Consider the following 17,495-nt stretch of genomic DNA (forward strand, 5'->3'; position numbering starts at 1 on the left):
CGCTCCGCGTCGACATCCCGTTCAGGACGCTCCGCGTCCTCTTGGCGACGCAGAGCGTCGCGAACTGCATTCCCACGCTGGAGCGTAGGGAACGATAACTCAAATCTCAACTATCGGCGTGACCCGCCCACCGTCCACATCATTCCGCTGGCCCTCGCACGCTCGTCGCACAGGCCCAGCACCACTCGGCGCTCGTCGTTGCTCATCCGGCTCCACTGGGTGATCTCGCTAACGGTGCGTTGGCACCCGGTGCAGATATCCTGTTCATCCAGCGCGCAGATGCTGACGCAGGGAGAACGGACTGGTTTTTCAACTACGGAATCAGTACTCATCAATCTTCCTGCACGGCCAGGTCACGGGCGTAACGCCGGGCGTTGTGTACGTAATGGGCGGCGCTGGCTTCCAGCATTTTCTTCTGCACGTCGGTGAGTTCGCGCACCACTTTACCCGGCGAACCCATGACCAACGAGCCATCGGGGATGACTTTGCCTTCACCGATCAGCGAATTCGCGCCGATGATGCAGTATTTTCCGATCCTTGCCCCGTTGAGAATCACCGCATTGATGCCGATCAGGCTGTAGTCATCAACGCTGCACCCATGCAGCATGGCGTTATGGCCAATGGTCACGCCCTTGCCGATCGCAAGCGGCGAGCCCATGTCGGTGTGCATCACCGTGCCATCCTGCACGTTGCTGTTTTCACCGATGTGAATCAGTTCGTTATCGCCGCGCAGCACCGCGTTGAACCAGACACTGGCGCCAGCCTCAAGCTTCACATTGCCGATGAGCACCGCGCTGGGCGCAACCCAGCTCTGCGGATCGGTCTGGACACTGGAATCTCCCAGGCGAAATTTCATGCAGCCTCCTCGGGCCGAGCGTACTCGTAGGTACGAATTGTTATGGACGAGACTTGAATCAGTTGGTCGAGCGCTCGGGCGGATGGTGCAGGCTGATCCTGGTGTCGTACAGTACATTGACCAGCTCGACAATCATGATCGCGGTCAGCCCCCAGATCTTGTATTCGCCGTATCGATAACTGGGTACGTACCAACTGCGACCTTCGTAATCGATACGGTGAGTGTGCTCGCGGGTGTCCTGACGAAAGAACTCCAGCGGCACACTGAACACCGCCGCGATCTCGCCGTCGTTGGGGCGGTATTCGACAAAGTCAGGGATAACCCCCACATAAGGCGTGACCTTGATGCCATGTTTGGAGATCAGCGGGCTAAGCGGTCCGATGATTTCGACCAGCCCCGGAGGCAGACCTATCTCTTCCTCGGCTTCGCGCAGGGCCGTGAAGATCAGATCGGGATCACCCGGATCGCGACGACCGCCCGGAAAAGCAACTTCGCCACCGTGAGTCGACAAACCACTGGCACGCAAGGTCAGGATCAGTTCGGGCTGTTCACTGCGGGTGACAGGCACCAGAACAGCCGCCTCGGGGAATTGTCGATCCGAGTCGAAGGTTTCTGGCGTATGACTGACTACACGGCGAAGTAGCTCATCCAGCATGGGAAATCTCGATCTGTTGCCTGCCTGGCATCATGCACCAAAGCGGCGGCGCGCCCAACCCCTCGCTGGACAACTCATCAGATACGAAAGGTTGCCGATCTGCTGCACGACAGGCCAAGATAGCGACTGCGTTCACTACCGACTGACCCCATGAAACTTTGCAGCCAGTGTGGCAACACCGTTATCCAGCGTATCCCCGAAGGCGACAGCCGTCTGCGGTACGTCTGCGAGCATTGCCAGACCATTCATTATCAGAACCCCAATATTGTCGCGGGCTGCCTGGTGACGCTGGGCGACAAGGTTCTGCTGTGCCGCCGGGCCATCGAACCACGCCTGGGTTTCTGGACGCTGCCGGCCGGTTTCATGGAAAACGGCGAAACCATCGAACAGGCTGCGCGGCGCGAAACGCTGGAAGAAGCCTGCGCCACACTGACTGAACTGCACCTGTATACGTTGATTGACGTGCCGCACATCAATCAGGTGCACGTATTTTATCGGGCAGAAATGGCCACCGAAGCGTTTGCTGCAGGTATCGAGAGCCTTGAAGTGCAGTTATTCGACGAAGCCGACATTCCGTGGGCAGACCTGGCTTTCATGACGGTCGGGCGTACCCTAGAATACTTCTTCGCGGATCGGCGTCAGCAGGTCTACCCGGTTCATACCAGCGCCCTTCCTCCGTCACGTCCACTGCTGGACACTTGAAACGGGTTCGCAAACACCATCGGCGCTTTTTATCGAAAAGCGCTTTCAGGGATATCGTAATGCGCTGGCTGCTCGCCCTCTTCTGTATGTCGTTCATTCCACTTTCGCAGGCTGCGTTTACTCAGACCATCGTGCCCAAGGGCAGCGAACAAAAGATCATCAATAACAAAGTCATCAACACCGAAAGTATTGCCAGCAAGAAGATAGACAAGGTGCTGGTGCTCAAGTCTGCACGTCAGTTGCAATTGATCAGCGGCGGCGAAGCCCTGAAGACGTATCGCGTCTCGCTGGGTAAAAACCCTACAGGCACCAAGTTGCAGGAAGGCGACCAGCGCACGCCGGAAGGCTTTTACTGGCTCGACTGGCGCAAGCCCAGCAATAACTACAACTTGTCGATGCACATTTCCTACCCGAACATCTCGGACTCGGCACGTGCTCGTCGTGAAGGTGTGAAACCGGGCAGCATGATCATGATCCATGGCACGCCGGTGGATGAGGAGTACCCGGAATGGTATTTCCATACGCTGGACTGGACCAACGGCTGCATCGCGCTGAAGAACAACGACATGCGGGAAATCTGGGATCTGGTGAAAGACGGGACGATGATCGAGATTCGGCCTTGAATGTGCGGCGTTGCGCATTCGCGAGCAAGCTCGCTTCCACGAGACTTATATATAACTCTGAACGGTAGTCACAGGATGACTATCGTCCCCACGCTCCAGCGTGGTGACGCATTTCCGACGCTCTGCGTCCAGCTTCAGAAATCTTCCAGCCGCCATACTTCGTAAGCAGGCGTTTCGTAGGGATGGCTCTGCTTGAGCGCCAGCACCGCTTGCTGAATCAGATCATCCGCCACGACCAACTCGACCTTCCATTCTTCCACCAACTCGACCACTCCACCCTGCCCGATAAATGGCTGGCTGCCATCCAGCGGGCGGAACTGGCCTTGGCCGAGCACTTGCCACGAGCATTGATCGTAAGCGCCGATTCGCCCTGCCCCAGCAGCGAATACGGCGTTCTTGACCTTGTCCACATGGCTTGGTGGAACAAAGAAGGCAAGTTTGTACATGCGCCTTAGTTAACCCACGCCCGCGCATTGCGGAACATACGCATCCAGGCGGCGTCTTCGTTCCAGTCCTCAGGACGCCATGAGTTCTGCACCGCGCGGAAGACGCGCTCCGGGTGCGGCATCATTATGGTCACGCGACCGTCGAGGGTGGTCATGCCGCCGATACCGCGCGGCGAGCCGTTCGGGTTGGCCGGGTAGCTTTCGGTGACCTTGCCGTGGTTGTCCACGAAACGCAGCGCCACAGTACCGGACACGTCCGCTTCAAGCAGTGCATCGTCGTTGCGGAATTCCGCGTGCCCTTCGCCGTGAGCGATGGCGATCGGCATGCGCGAGCCGGCCATGCCCTGCAGGAAGATCGACGCCGACTCCTGAACCTGAACCATTGCCACGCGCGCTTCGAACTGCTCGGAGCGGTTACGCACAAAGTGCGGCCAGAACTCGCTGCCCGGAATCAGTTCGTGCAGGTTGGAAAGCATCTGGCAACCGTTGCACACACCCAGCGTGAAGCTATCGGAGCGCTCGAAGAAGCCCTGGAACGCATCGCGGGCGCGGCTGTTGAACAGTGCCGACTTGGCCCAGCCCTCACCGGCACCCAGCACGTCGCCATAGGAGAAACCGCCACAGGCAACCATGCCCTTGAAGTCGTTCAGATCGACACGACCGGCCAGAATGTCACTCATATGCACGTCAATCGCATTGAAACCGGCACGATCAAAGGCTGCGGCCATTTCGACCTGACCATTGACACCCTGCTCACGCAGAACGGCGACCTGAGGACGCACGCCGGTCTTGATGTACGGTGCGGCGATGTCTTCGTTGACGTCGAAGCCCAGCTTGACGGTCAGGCCTGGATTGTCTTCTTCCAGCAGTGCGTCAAATTCCTGATCAGCGCACTCGGCGTTGTCACGCAGACGCTGGATCTGGTAGCTGGTCTCGGCCCACTGGCGTTGCAGCAGACGGCGCTGGCCACTGAATACCGGCTCGCCATGGAAGCTGATCGACACTTCGTCATTGTTGATCGGCTGACCGATAACAGCGACGCAATCTTCCAGCCCGGCAGCACTGAACTGCGCCAATACCAGCGGCGTAGCGTCCTGACGCACCTGAATGACCGCACCCAGCTCTTCGTTGAACAGGATGGCGCTCAGCTCGGAAACATTGTCGGCCAGGCCGTCGAGGTGCAGGTTCAGGCCGCAATGACCGGCAAAGGCCATTTCCAGCGTGCTGACCAGCAGGCCACCGTCGGAACGGTCGTGATAGGAGAGGATATGGCCATCTGAATTGAGGCCCTGAATCACGGCGAAGAAGGCCTTCAGGTCTTCAGCGTCATCGACATCCGGTGCCACAAGCCCCAGTTTGCCGTGGGTCTGGGCGAGAATCGACGCGCCCATGCGGTTCTGGCCACGACCCAGGTCGATCAGGATCAGGTCAGTGATGCCCTTGTCCATGCGCAGCTCGGGGGTCAGGGTCTTGCGGATATCGACCACTGGCGCAAAGCCGGTCACGATCAGCGACAGCGGCGAGGTCACGCTCTTCTCGGTGCCTTTGTCGCTCCAGCGGGTTTTCATGGACATCGAGTCCTTGCCCACCGGAATAGTGATGCCCAGTTCCGGACACAGCTCCATGCCGACCGCTTTCACGGTGTCATAAAGGCGTGCGTCTTCGCCAGGATGGCCTGCCGCCGACATCCAGTTGGCCGACAGTTTGATATCAGACAGCTTTTCAATGCGCGAAGCCGCGATGTTGGTCAGCGTCTCGCCGATCGCCATGCGCCCGGACGCCGGAGCATCCAGCAGGGCCAGCGGGGTACGCTCGCCCATCGCCATGGCTTCACCGGTGTTGGCGTCGAAGCTGGTCGCGGTCACGGCGCAGTCGGCAACCGGCACCTGCCAAGGACCGACCATCTGATCGCGGGCTACCAGGCCCGTGATGCTGCGGTCGCCGATGGTGATCAAAAAACTTTTGCTGGCAACGGCCGGGTGACGCAAGACGCGCTGTACGCTTTCTTCGATATCCAGCGTGCTCGGGTCGAAGTCGTCGCCGATCTCGGCTTCACGCGCAACCGAACGGTGCATGCGCGGCGCCTTGCCGAGCAAGACTTCCAGCGGCATGTCAACCGGGCTGTTGCCGAAGTGGCTGTCGGTCACGGTCAGTTGCGGCTCGGCAGTGGCTTCGCCGACCACCGCAAACGGGCAACGCTCGCGCTCGCAGATGGCCTTGAAGCGTTCGTAGTCCTCGACGCCGACGGCCAGAACGTAACGTTCCTGGGATTCGTTGCTCCAGATTTCCAGCGGGGCCATGCCCGGCTCGTCATTGGGCACGTTGCGCAGCTCGAAACGGCCCCCGCGATCGCCATCGTTGACCAGCTCGGGGAAGGCGTTGGACAGGCCGCCAGCGCCGACGTCATGAATGAAGCTGATCGGGTTACGGTCGCCCAACTGCCAGCAACGGTCGATCACTTCCTGACAACGACGCTCCATTTCAGGGTTTTCACGCTGAACCGAAGCAAAATCCAGGTCTGCAGAACTGGTACCGGTTGCCATCGAAGAGGCTGCACCGCCGCCCAGACCGATCAGCATGGCCGGGCCACCGAGCACGATCAGCTTGGAGCCGACAGTGATTTCGGCCTTCTGGACGTGATCTTCGCGGATATTGCCCATACCGCCTGCCAGCATGATCGGCTTGTGGTAACCACGCACCTCATCGCCATGCGGTGTGGTAATGGACTGCTCGAAGGTACGGAAGTAGCCAGTCAACGCCGGGCGACCGAACTCGTTGTTGAACGCCGCGCCACCCAGCGGGCCTTCAATCATGATGTCCAGCGCGGTGACGATGCGCTCGGGCTTGCCGTAAGGCACTTCCCAAGGCTGCACAAAACCTGGGATCTGCAGGTTGGACACGGTGAAACCGGTCAGGCCCGCTTTCGGTTTGGCACCGCGACCGGTTGCACCTTCGTCGCGAATCTCGCCACCGGAGCCGGTCGCTGCGCCCGGAAACGGCGCAATGGCGGTCGGGTGATTGTGGGTCTCGACTTTCATCAGAATATGCACCGGCTCCTGCACCGCGCCGTACTGGCGGGTGTCAGGGTCCGGGAAGAAACGGCCGGCAACGCTGCCGACGATCACCGAGGCGTTGTCCTTGTAAGCGGACAGAACGCCTTCGCTGTGCATTTCATAGGTGTTCTTGATCATGCCGAACAGGCTTTTTTCCTGGCTCTGGCCGTCGATATCCCAACTGGCGTTGAAAATCTTGTGGCGGCAGTGCTCGGAGTTGGCCTGGGCAAACATCATCAGTTCGATGTCGTGCGGGTTGCGCCCCAGACCGTTGAAGCTGGTGATCAGGTAATCGATTTCATCTTCAGCCAGGGCCAGGCCCAGCTCGACGTTGGCTTTTTCGAGCGCCGCGCGGCCACCACCGAGAATATCCACAGCGGTCAGCGGTTTGGGCTCGGCGTGGCTGAACAGGCCGGCGGCCTGCGCGTGGTCGCCCAATACCAGCTGCGTCATGCGGTCGTGCAGGCTGTCAGCAATGGCCTGAGCGTCTGCATCGCTGAACTGGCCTTCTACATAGAAGGCAATCCCGCGCTCGATACGCTGGATTTTCGTCAGGCCGCAATTGCGGGCGATGTCGCTGGCCTTGCTCGACCAGGGTGAAATAGTGCCAAAACGCGGCAACACCAGAAACAGACGGCCGGCAGGCTCTTGAACCGGCACACTCGGGCCGTATTTCAGGAGGCGGTCGAGAACCTGCTGTTCTTCGCCGGTCAACACGTCATTGACGTCAGCGAAGTGGGCGAATTCGGCGTACAGACCACTGACAGCTGAAACTTTTTGTTTCAGTTGTTCCAGCAATTTGCTGTGGCGAAAGGCAGAAAGGGCAGGAGCACCGCGCAGGATCAACATCTTCGGGACAGCCTCGAGAGGGGGGTGTGCTTTGAGGCCAAATATTCTAGCCTAAACCGGGACGTTGATCACCCAAAACGGCGGCATCCCGTGCGCCCAAATGTCGCCCCGCTCAAAAAAAGCCGAAAAAGCCGCTAAAGCGCCCTCGCCTATCAGACGCAAGCCTCACTGTCGAGATATGGCACCCGGTGCGCTTTGCGTATACTGCACCGATGTTCTTCAGACCAGATTTCCGCCCACGTTGCGCCAAGTGGCTCATCGCAACCGGACTCTTCCTGATGCTCGGCGCCTGTGTGGAGAAACCCACCACACTGGAGCGAGTCAAGGAGGACGGTGTGCTGCGCGTGATCACCCGTAACAGCCCGGCGACTTATTTTCAGGATCGCAACGGTGAAACCGGCTTCGAATACGAGCTGGTCAAGCGTTTCGCCGACGATCTGGGCGTCGAACTGAAGATCGAAACAGCCGACAATCTGGACGATCTGTTCGATCAGATGAACAAACCGGGCGGCCCGGTGCTCGGCGCAGCGGGCCTGATCGAGACGTCAAAGCGCAAGCAACAGGCGCGTTTCTCGCACTCTTACCTGAAAGTCACCCCTCAGGTTGTTTACCGCAACGGCCAGTCGCGCCCTACCGACCCCGGCGATCTGGTGGGTAAACGCATTGTGGTCCTCAAAGGCAGCGCGCACGCCGAGCAGCTTGCAGCGCTCAAGGCGCAGAACCCCGCTATCGAATATGAAGAATCAGACGCGGTAGAGGTCGTTGATCTCCTGCGTATGGTCGATGAAGGCCAGATTGACCTGACGCTGGTCGACTCCAATGAACTGGCGATGAACCAGGTGTACTTCCCCAATGTGCGTGTGGCGTTTGACCTGGGCGAAGCCCGTGAGCAGCGCTGGGCGGTGGCACCGGGTGAAGACAACAGCCTGCTCAACGAAATAAATGCTTACCTGGACAAGGTCGAGAAAAACGGCACGCTGCAGCGCCTCAAGGACCGCTACTACGGTCACGTTGACGTGCTCGGCTATGTCGGCGCCTACACCTTTGCCCAGCACCTGCAGGAGCGCCTGCCCAAATACGAGAAACACTTCCAGACATCGGCCAAGAAAGAACAGGTCGACTGGAGATTGCTGGCCGCCATCGGCTATCAGGAATCGATGTGGCAACCGGCCGTCACGTCGAAAACCGGCGTGCGCGGCCTGATGATGCTGACCCAGAACACCGCCCAAGCGATGGGCGTGACCAACAGGCTCGATGCACGGCAAAGCATTCAGGGCGGTGCCAAGTACTTTGCCTACGTAAAGGATCAGCTGGACGACAAGATTCAAGAGCCCGATCGTACGTGGCTAGCTCTTGCTTCCTACAACATTGGTGGCGGTCATCTTGAAGATGCACGCAAACTGGCTGAAAACGAGGGGCTAAACCCTAATAAATGGCTGGACGTTAAAAAAATGTTGCCGCGTCTGGCACAGAAAAAGTGGTACAGCAAAACGCGCTACGGCTATGCCCGAGGCGGCGAGCCTGTGCATTTTGTCGCCAACATTCGCCGCTACTACGACATTCTGACCTGGGTCACGCAGCCGCAACTTGAGGGCAGCCAGGTCGCCGATGGCAACCTGCACGTTCCCGGCGTCGACAAAACACAGCCGCCAGCACCTCCTGCGCAACCGACCAGCAACAGCCCGGACAAACCGACGCTCTAAACGCTGCCGGGGCTTTTACCTGCATCTTTTGCCGCCCGGCGCATCCTGAAAAACTCGCTCAGCATTGCCCCGCACTCCTCGCCCAGCACACCACCTTCAAACAGTACGCGGTGATTGAGAAAGCCCTGGCTGAAAAACTGCCCCTGGCTCTGGACGATGCCCGCCTTGGGTTCAAGCGCCCCGTAAACCACACGGGCCACCCGCGAATGGACGATCAAACCGGCGCACATGCTGCACGGTTCCAGCGTCACGTAGAGCGTGCTGCCCGGCAGCCGGTAATTGTCCAGCGCCCTGGCGGCGTCACGAATGGCGACCATCTCGGCATGCGCACTCGGGTCGCTGCCGCTGATCGGGCAATTGTAACCACGGCCGATGATCTCGCCGTTCTGCACCACGATTGCGCCGACCGGCACTTCGCCCAGCAGTGCGCCTTGCGCGGCAAGCGCCAGCGCTTCACGCATGAAGTGCTGATCGTTGCTGCGGTCAATGATTAGCGGCTGGCGCATCACGACACCTCGATGGCGGCCATGAGGCCGGTTTCCATGTGATCGATCACGTGACAGTGAAACATCCACACGCCGGGGTTATCCGCCACCAACGCCACCCGCGCCCGCTCATTACGACCCAGCAGGAAGGTGTCGGTGAAGTACGGAATGATTTTGCGCCGATTGGACGCGATCACCTTGAAACTCATGCCGTGCAAGTGAATCGGGTGCTGATACTGGGTCATGTTCTTCAATTCGAAGATGTAACTCTTGCCCAGCTTCAATTTGGCGATGGGACGATCAGCGCAGGTCTTGTCGGTGATGTCCCAGGCTTCGCCGTTGATCTGCCACAGGCTCGGCGGCTTGCCGTTGTCGGTGTTGACCGACATGGAGCCGACCCACTCGAAGTTGAAATTGATCTTCTCGGCGTTATCCATATCGGGCTCGGCCACCGGATTGGCCGGCAACTCAGGTGGCCACTGGCCGGGCGCATCGCTGTTGGCAACCGAACGAAACGTGCCCAGACGCACCGGGCCGTTGCGTAACGAGATTTCCTCACCCGCAGGCGGAGCCTTGATCGCCAGGCAGATGCGCATGCCCGGCCCCAGCCAGTACTCGTCACCAAACGGGCGCGGCGTGACCGGGTTGCCATCCAGCGCATAAATCTGTGCCTCGGCGTCCGGCAGGTTGAGCCGATAGGTCACGGTATTGTCGAGGTTGAGTAGGCGCACACGAGTGATCTGCCCGGCAGGCAGTTCGATGACGGCCTGAGGCACGCCGTTCAAGGTAGACAACCGCCCTGCCGTGCCTTCACGCGCTGCTTCACGCAGCACGCTGAACTCGGTGAACGCGCCCACTTCATCCACATGCCAGCTTTTCAGACTGACCGTACGCTCATGGGCAAAACCGGTCGGCTCACGCTCTTCGACGATCAGCGGCCCGACCAGCCCACGGCCCAGCTCTTCGCTGCTGCTGACGTGCGGGTGATACCAATAGCTGCCGGCATCCGGCACACGGAATTTGTAATCGAAGTATTCACCCGGTTTGACCGGCAACTGCGACACATACGGCACGCCGTCCATCTCCAGCGGCAGCCGAATGCCATGCCAGTGAATGGTCGTCTCGACCGGCAACTGATTGATGAAGCGCAAGCGCAACCACTCGCCCTGCCGCACGCGCAACTCAGTGCCCGGCGCAGAACCGCCAAACGCCCAGGCAGGCGTCTTGTGGCCAGACACAAGTTCTATGTCCAGGGGCGCTGCTATCAGCACGAAGTCCGAACCCGCTTGCGACTCACGGCGCCCCATCCAGTAACGCGAAGCCCCCCCTGCGCCAAGGCCGACTACAGCAAGACCGGCGATGCCTGTGAGGATCTGACGACGGGTGAAGGACATGAACGGCGCAACCTCAGGAAACGAAAACGGGAGGCATCTGCAGGCAGACGCGAGGGGCGAATACGATACACCTGCATTTGGGGAAAGATAAGGGTGGAGGGTGCGAACTGACGTCGAGTCGTAAAAAAGCCGGCAAGACCGTAATGCCCGTGCCGGCCTTTACAGTCGTGAAGGCAGTTATAACTTATTGACCCGTTCAAGCCAGGCGATATAGGCAGGGCTCGTGTCAGGCGGCAACTTCGCACTGAAGTCCTGTAATTCTGCCTGCATGCCAAACGCTTTCCATATCAGCGGTGCCAGGCGCCATGCGGGACTGTTGGCCTGCTGCAGTTCGTTCAGTAATTCCAGGCTGCGCCGTTTGTATTCACCCAGTATGTCCGACTTGTAATCGAGCGCTTTCCCCAATCCGGAGATGTACATCAGCTTCGCCGTTTCTATCTGAGGCCACTGCAGCGCCATATTCAGCGGCCATTCGAGCATGGCCCGCTCACCCCACATCGACGACTTGGGCAGATGATCGTTCGCCAGTAACGTGAGCATGAACGATTGGCCCAACTGGGTCAGGTACACCGGCAAGACCTCGGCGACAGGCTGCTGATAAAACACATCCATTGGCTGTTCACGCTTGAGCCCGATACCGGCCAGCAAGCGCTGTTGAAGATCCAGTATCAGCCCACCCAGTTCTGCCTTGCCTGCACTGCCGCTTTCAACGGTTTGCCGGGTACGGGTCGTGCAATTCCACAGGCTCAGTGAAATCCGCCACTGAGCCTGATCGCCCTCGCCCGAACACCCCACTTCGCCCGTTACGAAATACTTCGTGGTTGGCGGCACGATATCGAACAGGTCATTGCCATCGGCTTCAACACCCGATACGACCGGCCCCGCGCCCTCCGCGACCTGAACATAGCAATTGGCTGCATAGTCACTCCAGTAGTGAGCCGACTCAGCCAGATACAAAGGAATAGCCCGCGTGTAGCGCCCGACATCGTCCTCGCGCTGCGATTCAGCACGCTCTTCTTTCTCCATGATTTTGGACAAGGCAAAGAAACCCACTTGCGGGGCACCTTCCGGCTTCTGCGCGAAAAGCCAGTCAGCATTGCGCAAACCGTAGTGCCAGACCGGCCTGGTCAGCGCCACGGTATTGATCGTCATGTTGGCCGGATCAATCGGAATGCCTTTGTCCTCCTGCCTGCGCACGTCCTCGAAAGCGTGCGCAAACTGGTCGAGGTGACTTTTGATCGGTGCAAAACCGAGTGCGTACAAGCGACTCAGCAACGCCTCGCCCTCGTCTACCCTGCCAAGTTCCTGATAGGCACGCAGCAAGTTGAGGCCTGCCGTCGCATCATGTTTGTGCTCATCATAAGCAGGCCCGACAAGTTCGACCATCAGCGGGATGTGGCCATTGTTGCCCAGGTCCCCCGAGATCATCTGCAACGCGCTACGGTCAAACTGACCACCCGCCAGCACTTCGTCATACAGCACGCGCGCCTGCTCGACGTTCTGCTGTTGCAGATAATGGCGCGCCATCCACAACTGCGCACGCCAACTGCCAGGCAACGCCGCCACTGTTCGAAGTGCAGCGACGTAGGCCGCCTCGCCGCCGCGCTCCCGCTGAATGGACAACCACCACAGCACGCCATTCTCCTGATTCGGATCGGCTTCGACCGCCTGCCAGAGCGTTGACTCGGCTGCTGATTGATCACCACGCTCGGCGAAAACCTTGGCCAGATTGGTCAGCAAAATCCCGGACACACCGACTTTCGCCATCCCGGCACGCAGGGTGGCTTCAGCGGCATCAAGCTGAGCGTTGTGCATCAGCACGATTGCGAGAACAACATAACTGCGCTCAGAGTTATCGTCGATTTCAACCAAGCGCTTGGCCGCAGGAAGCAGATCAGCCGCAAGCCCGTCGTTCAAACCCGAGACAATCAGGCTGTAGAGCTCATCCGCATTGCCCCACTGCTGTTGCAGGTTGGGCAGAAACACCTTGTCGCGCCACTCGTTGCGCGTGATCTTCATCTCACGCCCGTGGCTGTCATAAACGGTGATCAACTCGCCCTCATTTAACTCCGGCGCTGCTGCATCAGAGTGCCGAGCAGGAGTCTCTGCAGGCGCTGGAGACTTTTTGCCACTGAGAGCGGACAGAATGCGTTTGAACATAGATAGAGTCGCCACGGTTTCGGGTGAGTGGGCAGAACACGATGAGTTGCGGAAACTTCAAGCAAGGATGATTGGCATCCGTGCTTGTTGCTCCAGGCACTCAATCGTCAGTAAATAAAGCCGAGCGTTGCTGAGTGCTCCTGTCAGACAGACTTCGCCTGCTCTTGCTGGAACATAATGACCAGAAATTCAGCAGGTCTGACGGTCGCCACAAGAACGGAAACGCGCAGGTAGCCATTGAGCACATCATCGGCCGTCATGGTACTGCCCAGCCCGACGTTGACCTGAAAGGCATCCGCAGGCGACGAGCCCTGCAAGCCACCTGACCTCCAGACACCCACCAGGAAACTGGTGATCATGCTTTTAACCGCCAACCAGGTGTCGGCCTTATTCGGGCTGAAGATGTATTGGCGCGTGGCCAGTTTGACCGACTGCTCAAGGTAGGTCATGGTCCTGCGCACGGACAGGTAACGCCAGTCCTGACTGTTGCCGTCCAGCGTGCGAGCACCCCAGATCAGAATGCCCAGGCCGTTGAAAAAGCGGATTGCGTTCACTGACTTGCCGGAAACGGCATCAATGTTGAGCGGCTCCTGTTGTGATTCCGACAAGCAAATCGGCAGGCTGGCGGCGCCGACGATGCCGACGTTTGCAGGCGCACCCCACACCCCTTGGTTATTGTCGTTGACGGTATAGACTCCCGCGATGGCGCCGCTTGGAGGCAACGTGTTGGCGCTCGACAGCACGTGATTCACAATCTGGCTGTAGAGCGGGCTGGCAACAAGCAGCGCGGCCTGCAGCTGACTGTTGGTCATCGGGTTGGCGGGTGGCTTCTGGATCATTTCCAGCAGAGTAGCGACCGCAGGATTGGGTGCCGACGGCGGATTCAACAAAGGGCCCAGCGGGGTCGCGTCACCACCAAACAGATTGGTGAAGTCAATATCCGACGGCTGCATGACCGTGGTGCCAACGAACGGATAATAGCTGGTGCCGTACTTAAGCCCGGTGTTGCCGACGCTGTCGCGGAATGTCTGGATATCCCGAGTATAAGAAACAGGGTCGGGATTGGCACCGTCGATAATGTCGAAAATACACAGTGCAGTGCTCATTTCGTCTGCCTGCAACAACATGCTCTGCATCAAGGCGCCATTGTCGGCCACGGACAATAACGTTGCCTCAGGGCAGATGTACATTGTCGGCTCCTGCTCATTCTGAAGCAGGGCCAGACCGCGCTGTAGATCAGCCAGCTGGACGTTGGGATTGACCACCGGCGCACTGGGGTCGGTTGCAGGTTTTTTGCCGGGAGGGCCATAGGGGCCGACTGCCACAATGTAAGCATCACCGCCGCCATTCAGATAGAAAAGGCGCACGCTGTTGTAAAGATAGTAGATCGTACTCGGGTCTGGCAGGACGGAATAATACTGATTGTTCAACACCAGGTATTGGCCAGATGTCGGGAGGCAGCTCTGTTGAACCAGGTAATAGTGCGGACTGTACTGCCTGGCAGGATCAGCTGGCGGCGGCAGGTCACTCAGCATGAAGAATGCCTGAAACTCTGCGAACGAAGAGATCTTTTGCGGCTTGTCATAGTACGACTTGCCCTGGTAATCCGCTTTCGGTGTGTAACCGATAAAGGCAGGCACGGCAGTGGCTATCGGTACGTCCGAGTTGGCAAAGCCGTTAACCTCATTGATATACACACCTGGCGTTGAATAGTTGGAAGCCATTGCTCGTCCTTGATGGAGTTGAGAGTTAACGGATTGCAGCCTTGCAGGTATCACACGTAAACGTACATGGCCCACATCGCGCGGCGATCGCGGATCGCCGGACTTGGATCAGGTTAACGGCCTCGGTGTCGGCAGGCCTTTTACTGAAGTACGCTCAGCAGGTTGCCCTGTTGAGAGAGCCTGCAACCGTACGCCAGAACCCTGGAGTGGGGTTTGCCTGTTTTTACGAGTTCGCGTGTGCCTGGATGTTATCGTTTTGCCTGCAAAATACGGACAAAGCAACCCCGGAGTATTATTTTGAGCGGGTCGTGGCGAGCTTTATCATTTGCCCTTGCAGGATACCCATTTGCAGGTCTTCTTCAGCGCCTCTCTTGGGCGTTTGCCTTGCAACTTCATGCCAAAGGCTTGCGCCGGGCCGAAAAACTCACACCGGGCCTGGCTCTCTGGTACTCCCACCTCCTTCAAGGCCTGTTTCATGAATGCCATGAAGGGTGTGGGGCCCAGGAAATAAGCGTCGATATCGCGGTTGGCAGGCAGCCATTGTTCAAGGTGAATGAGTGAGGGAAAGCCAATGGCGTCCGGCGTGTAGACCTCATGATCGACCCGCTCCGCGTAAACGACATGCGCCTTGAACAGCGGATAGCGTTGTTGCCAGTCTCGCAGGAGGCCTGAGAACGCATGCGCCTGACCATTACGGGCATAGTGAATGAAGGTGACTGATCGTTCGCCAGACTCCAGCGCTTGCTTGGCCATTGCCAGCGTTGGCGTGATTCCGACGCCGCCGCTGATAAGTACCAGTGGTTTGCTATGTTCGTTAAGCGTGAAATCTCCGGAAGGAGGAAACACATCGAGTGTGCTTCCCTCTTCTACATGATCGTGCAGATAAGTAGACGCGCGCCCGCCCTGCTCACGCTTGACGCTGATTCGGTATAGAGCACCGTCAGCCTGCTCGCTCAACGAATAGTTACGTCGCACCTCTTGGCCATCAATCATGAGCCGCACGCCGATGTACTGCCCGGCCTTGTGCCTGATAACGGGCTGATGATCAGTAGGCGCAAGATAAAACGATGTAATTTCAGCGCTTTCGGCCACCTTTCGCTGGACGGTGAATAGACGGGCACCCCGCCAGCCGCCCGGTGCAGCAGCGATGGCGTCGTAGGCACTCTGCTCACCGGCGATGAGGATGTCTGCGAGCTGTTGATAGGCTGCGGCCCACGCTTCAATGACTTCATCTGTTGCGGTTTCTGCGCCCAGTACCTCGCGGATAGCCTGCAAAAGGCAGGCGCCGACAATTGGGTAATGCTCGGGAAGGATCTGTAGTGCCACATGCTTGTTGATTATCTGGCTCGCCAGCCCGCCCAGGTTTTCGAGCCTGTCGATGTTCCTCGCATACATCAGCACGCCATTGGCAAGCGCACGGGGCTGCGACCCGTTAGCTTGATTCGCCTGATTAAACAACGGACGCACTTCAGGGTGCGTGTCGAGCATGAGTTGATAAAAATAAGTGATCAGCGCTTCCCCTCCGGTTTCTAGCAGAGGCACGGTTGCTTTGATGATGTCGCGCTGGGTTGAGGTCAGCATGGTGGGCTCCACAGGATAAGAATCTATACCTTGGGTAGAGCAACCGCCGGGCCAGGCATAAAAGCCTTGTAAACCAGCAAGTCGAAGGCGTATAGAGTCTTTATGACTGTGTTATTAAGACCTGATCCGTGAAAAAAGATGTCATTTCGACTCATCAGTTGAAGGCGTTGCACGCCCTCCTTCCGCTCTTGGGTGATTTAGCCGTAGAGCTGCCTGCCGAACAGCGTTATTACCGCGTGCTGGATGCGTTGCGAGAGCTGGTCCCCTCGGATGCTCTGGCATTGTTGCGCCTGGAGCAGGGCGAACTTGTTCCTGTCGCAGCGCACGGCTTGGCCAGTGACGCAATGGCCCGACGGTACCGTGTCGCACACCATCCTCGACTGAACGCGATCATTGAAGCTAAGGGGGCCGTGCTGTTCCCCCCGAACTGTGATTTCCCGGACCCCTATGACGGACTGATCGGTTCAAGCGCCTTGCCCGTGCACGACTGCATGGGCTGCTCGTTGCGGATCAATGACAAAACCTGGGGGGTTCTGACCCTGGACGCCCTGACCGTGGGGCAGTTCACTGAGCAGGATCTGCAAACCGTCGAGACCTTTGCCATGTTCGCGGCGGCGACCGTAGTGGCAGCCTCCCGATTCGATGATCTGTTGCGCACCGTTGCCGGAGAACGGAAACGGGCAGAAGCCTACCGACTCTCTGCACGCAGGCCCAAGCCTGAAATGATCGGCAACAGCGAAAGTTTCAGGCAACTCATCTCTGAAATCGATCTGGTCGCTTCAAGCGACCTCACGGTGTTGATTACCGGCGAAACCGGAGTAGGTAAAGAACTGGTTGCCCAGCGGCTGCACGATCTCTCGGCGCGAGCGGATAAACCCTTCATCACGGTCAATTGCGCCGCGCTTCCTGAGCACCTGGTTGAAAGCGAGCTTTTCGGACACGTCAGAGGCGCCTTTTCGGGAGCCATCGAAAATCGGCTGGGTAAATTTGAAGTGGCCAGCACCGGCACACTGTTTCTGGATGAGATCGGCGAACTGCCGTTGGCCGTGCAAGCCACCCTGCTTCGTGTACTGCAGGGCGGTCAGCTTCAGCGAGTAGGCTCCGACAAGCCCCACGTGGTCGATATCCGCTTGATTGCCGCCACCAACCGAGACCTGGCTGCGGATTCCACGACACTTGGACACTCAGCCCACGATCATTTGGACACTCATTCCAAGCTCACTTGGACACCTGCCCCACGTCCACTTGGACAGGCAGTCGGAGC

General features: G+C 58.6%; 14 protein-coding genes. 4 read left to right on the forward strand and 10 right to left on the reverse strand.

The features are described 5' to 3' along the window. Positions 1 to 110: 110 nt before the first annotated feature. The 3 genes from DW49_RS0122670 to DW49_RS0122680 are packed head-to-tail and all read right to left on the reverse strand — an operon-like array spanning position 111 to position 1,511. Positions 111 to 332 (reverse strand): DUF1289 domain-containing protein, encoded by a 222-nt coding sequence (locus DW49_RS0122670; protein ID WP_005615847.1) that lies wholly within the window; start codon positions 330 to 332, stop codon positions 111 to 113. Further along, complete coding sequence (locus DW49_RS0122675; RefSeq protein ID WP_005615845.1) at positions 332 to 856, reverse strand: gamma carbonic anhydrase family protein; 525 nt, start codon at positions 854 to 856, stop codon at positions 332 to 334. The genes DW49_RS0122670 and DW49_RS0122675 overlap by 1 nt, the downstream gene beginning before the upstream one ends. A gap of 58 nt (positions 857 to 914) precedes the next feature. Next, positions 915 to 1,511: a CoA pyrophosphatase gene (locus tag DW49_RS0122680; protein ID WP_003373239.1), complete on the reverse strand. Its 597-nt coding sequence runs from the start codon at positions 1,509 to 1,511 to the stop codon at positions 915 to 917. A 150-nt stretch (positions 1,512 to 1,661) separates the two neighbouring features. Here DW49_RS0122680 and DW49_RS0122685 point away from each other — a divergent pair, with 150 nt between their 5' ends. Together DW49_RS0122685 and DW49_RS0122690 are read left to right on the forward strand one after the other, a co-directional pair. Continuing rightward, positions 1,662 to 2,213 (forward strand): NUDIX hydrolase, encoded by a 552-nt coding sequence (locus tag DW49_RS0122685; protein WP_005615843.1) that lies wholly within the window; start codon positions 1,662 to 1,664, stop codon positions 2,211 to 2,213. Positions 2,214 to 2,272: 59 nt separating this feature from the next. Then, positions 2,273 to 2,836 (forward strand): L,D-transpeptidase family protein, encoded by a 564-nt coding sequence (locus tag DW49_RS0122690; protein ID WP_003373243.1) that lies wholly within the window; start codon positions 2,273 to 2,275, stop codon positions 2,834 to 2,836. A 134-nt stretch (positions 2,837 to 2,970) separates the two neighbouring features. On the opposite strand, the gene DW49_RS0122695 is transcribed toward DW49_RS0122690, so the two are convergent. Further along, a complete protein-coding gene (locus DW49_RS0122695; protein WP_005615841.1) occupies positions 2,971 to 3,282 on the reverse strand; it encodes a YqfO family protein in 312 nt (103 codons plus the stop codon). 5 nt (positions 3,283 to 3,287) lie between these two features. Next, positions 3,288 to 7,184, reverse strand: a complete 3,897-nt coding sequence (purL, locus tag DW49_RS0122700) for a phosphoribosylformylglycinamidine synthase (RefSeq protein WP_005615839.1) — start codon at positions 7,182 to 7,184, stop codon at positions 3,288 to 3,290. Positions 7,185 to 7,396: 212 nt separating this feature from the next. On the opposite strand from purL, the gene mltF reads away from it, so the two are divergent. Next, positions 7,397 to 8,887: a membrane-bound lytic murein transglycosylase MltF gene (mltF, locus tag DW49_RS0122705; RefSeq protein WP_081591424.1), complete on the forward strand. Its 1,491-nt coding sequence runs from the start codon at positions 7,397 to 7,399 to the stop codon at positions 8,885 to 8,887. On the opposite strand, the gene tadA is transcribed toward mltF, so the two are convergent. The 5 genes from tadA to hmpA form a co-directional block, all read right to left on the reverse strand. Beyond that, positions 8,884 to 9,393 (reverse strand): tRNA adenosine(34) deaminase TadA, encoded by a 510-nt coding sequence (gene tadA / locus DW49_RS0122710; protein ID WP_005615835.1) that lies wholly within the window; start codon positions 9,391 to 9,393, stop codon positions 8,884 to 8,886. The genes mltF and tadA overlap by 4 nt on opposite strands. Beyond that, entirely contained in the window at positions 9,393 to 10,766 is a 1,374-nt protein-coding gene (locus tag DW49_RS0122715) for a multicopper oxidase family protein (protein ID WP_003373253.1), read from the reverse strand. The genes tadA and DW49_RS0122715 overlap by 1 nt, the downstream gene beginning before the upstream one ends. 177 nt (positions 10,767 to 10,943) lie before the next feature. After that, the gene (locus tag DW49_RS0122720; protein ID WP_005615830.1) at positions 10,944 to 12,926 is read right to left on the reverse strand and encodes a tetratricopeptide repeat protein; all 1,983 of its coding nucleotides are present in this window, start codon (positions 12,924 to 12,926) and stop codon (positions 10,944 to 10,946) included. Between the two features lie 143 nt (positions 12,927 to 13,069). Further along, entirely contained in the window at positions 13,070 to 14,650 is a 1,581-nt protein-coding gene (locus tag DW49_RS0122725) for a phage tail sheath family protein (protein WP_005615828.1), read from the reverse strand. A gap of 321 nt (positions 14,651 to 14,971) precedes the next feature. Beyond that, positions 14,972 to 16,231, reverse strand: a complete 1,260-nt coding sequence (hmpA, locus tag DW49_RS0122730; protein WP_005615826.1) for an NO-inducible flavohemoprotein — start codon at positions 16,229 to 16,231, stop codon at positions 14,972 to 14,974. Between the two features lie 128 nt (positions 16,232 to 16,359). Between hmpA and DW49_RS0122735 the strand changes: the two genes are divergently transcribed. Beyond that, the coding region (locus DW49_RS0122735) for a sigma 54-interacting transcriptional regulator (RefSeq protein ID WP_024421423.1) at positions 16,360 to 17,495 on the forward strand (1,136 nt) is incomplete at its 3' end.

It is taken from the genome of Pseudomonas avellanae BPIC 631 (genome assembly GCF_000444135.1).
Classification (GTDB): Bacteria; Pseudomonadota; Gammaproteobacteria; order Pseudomonadales; family Pseudomonadaceae; genus Aquipseudomonas; species Aquipseudomonas avellanae.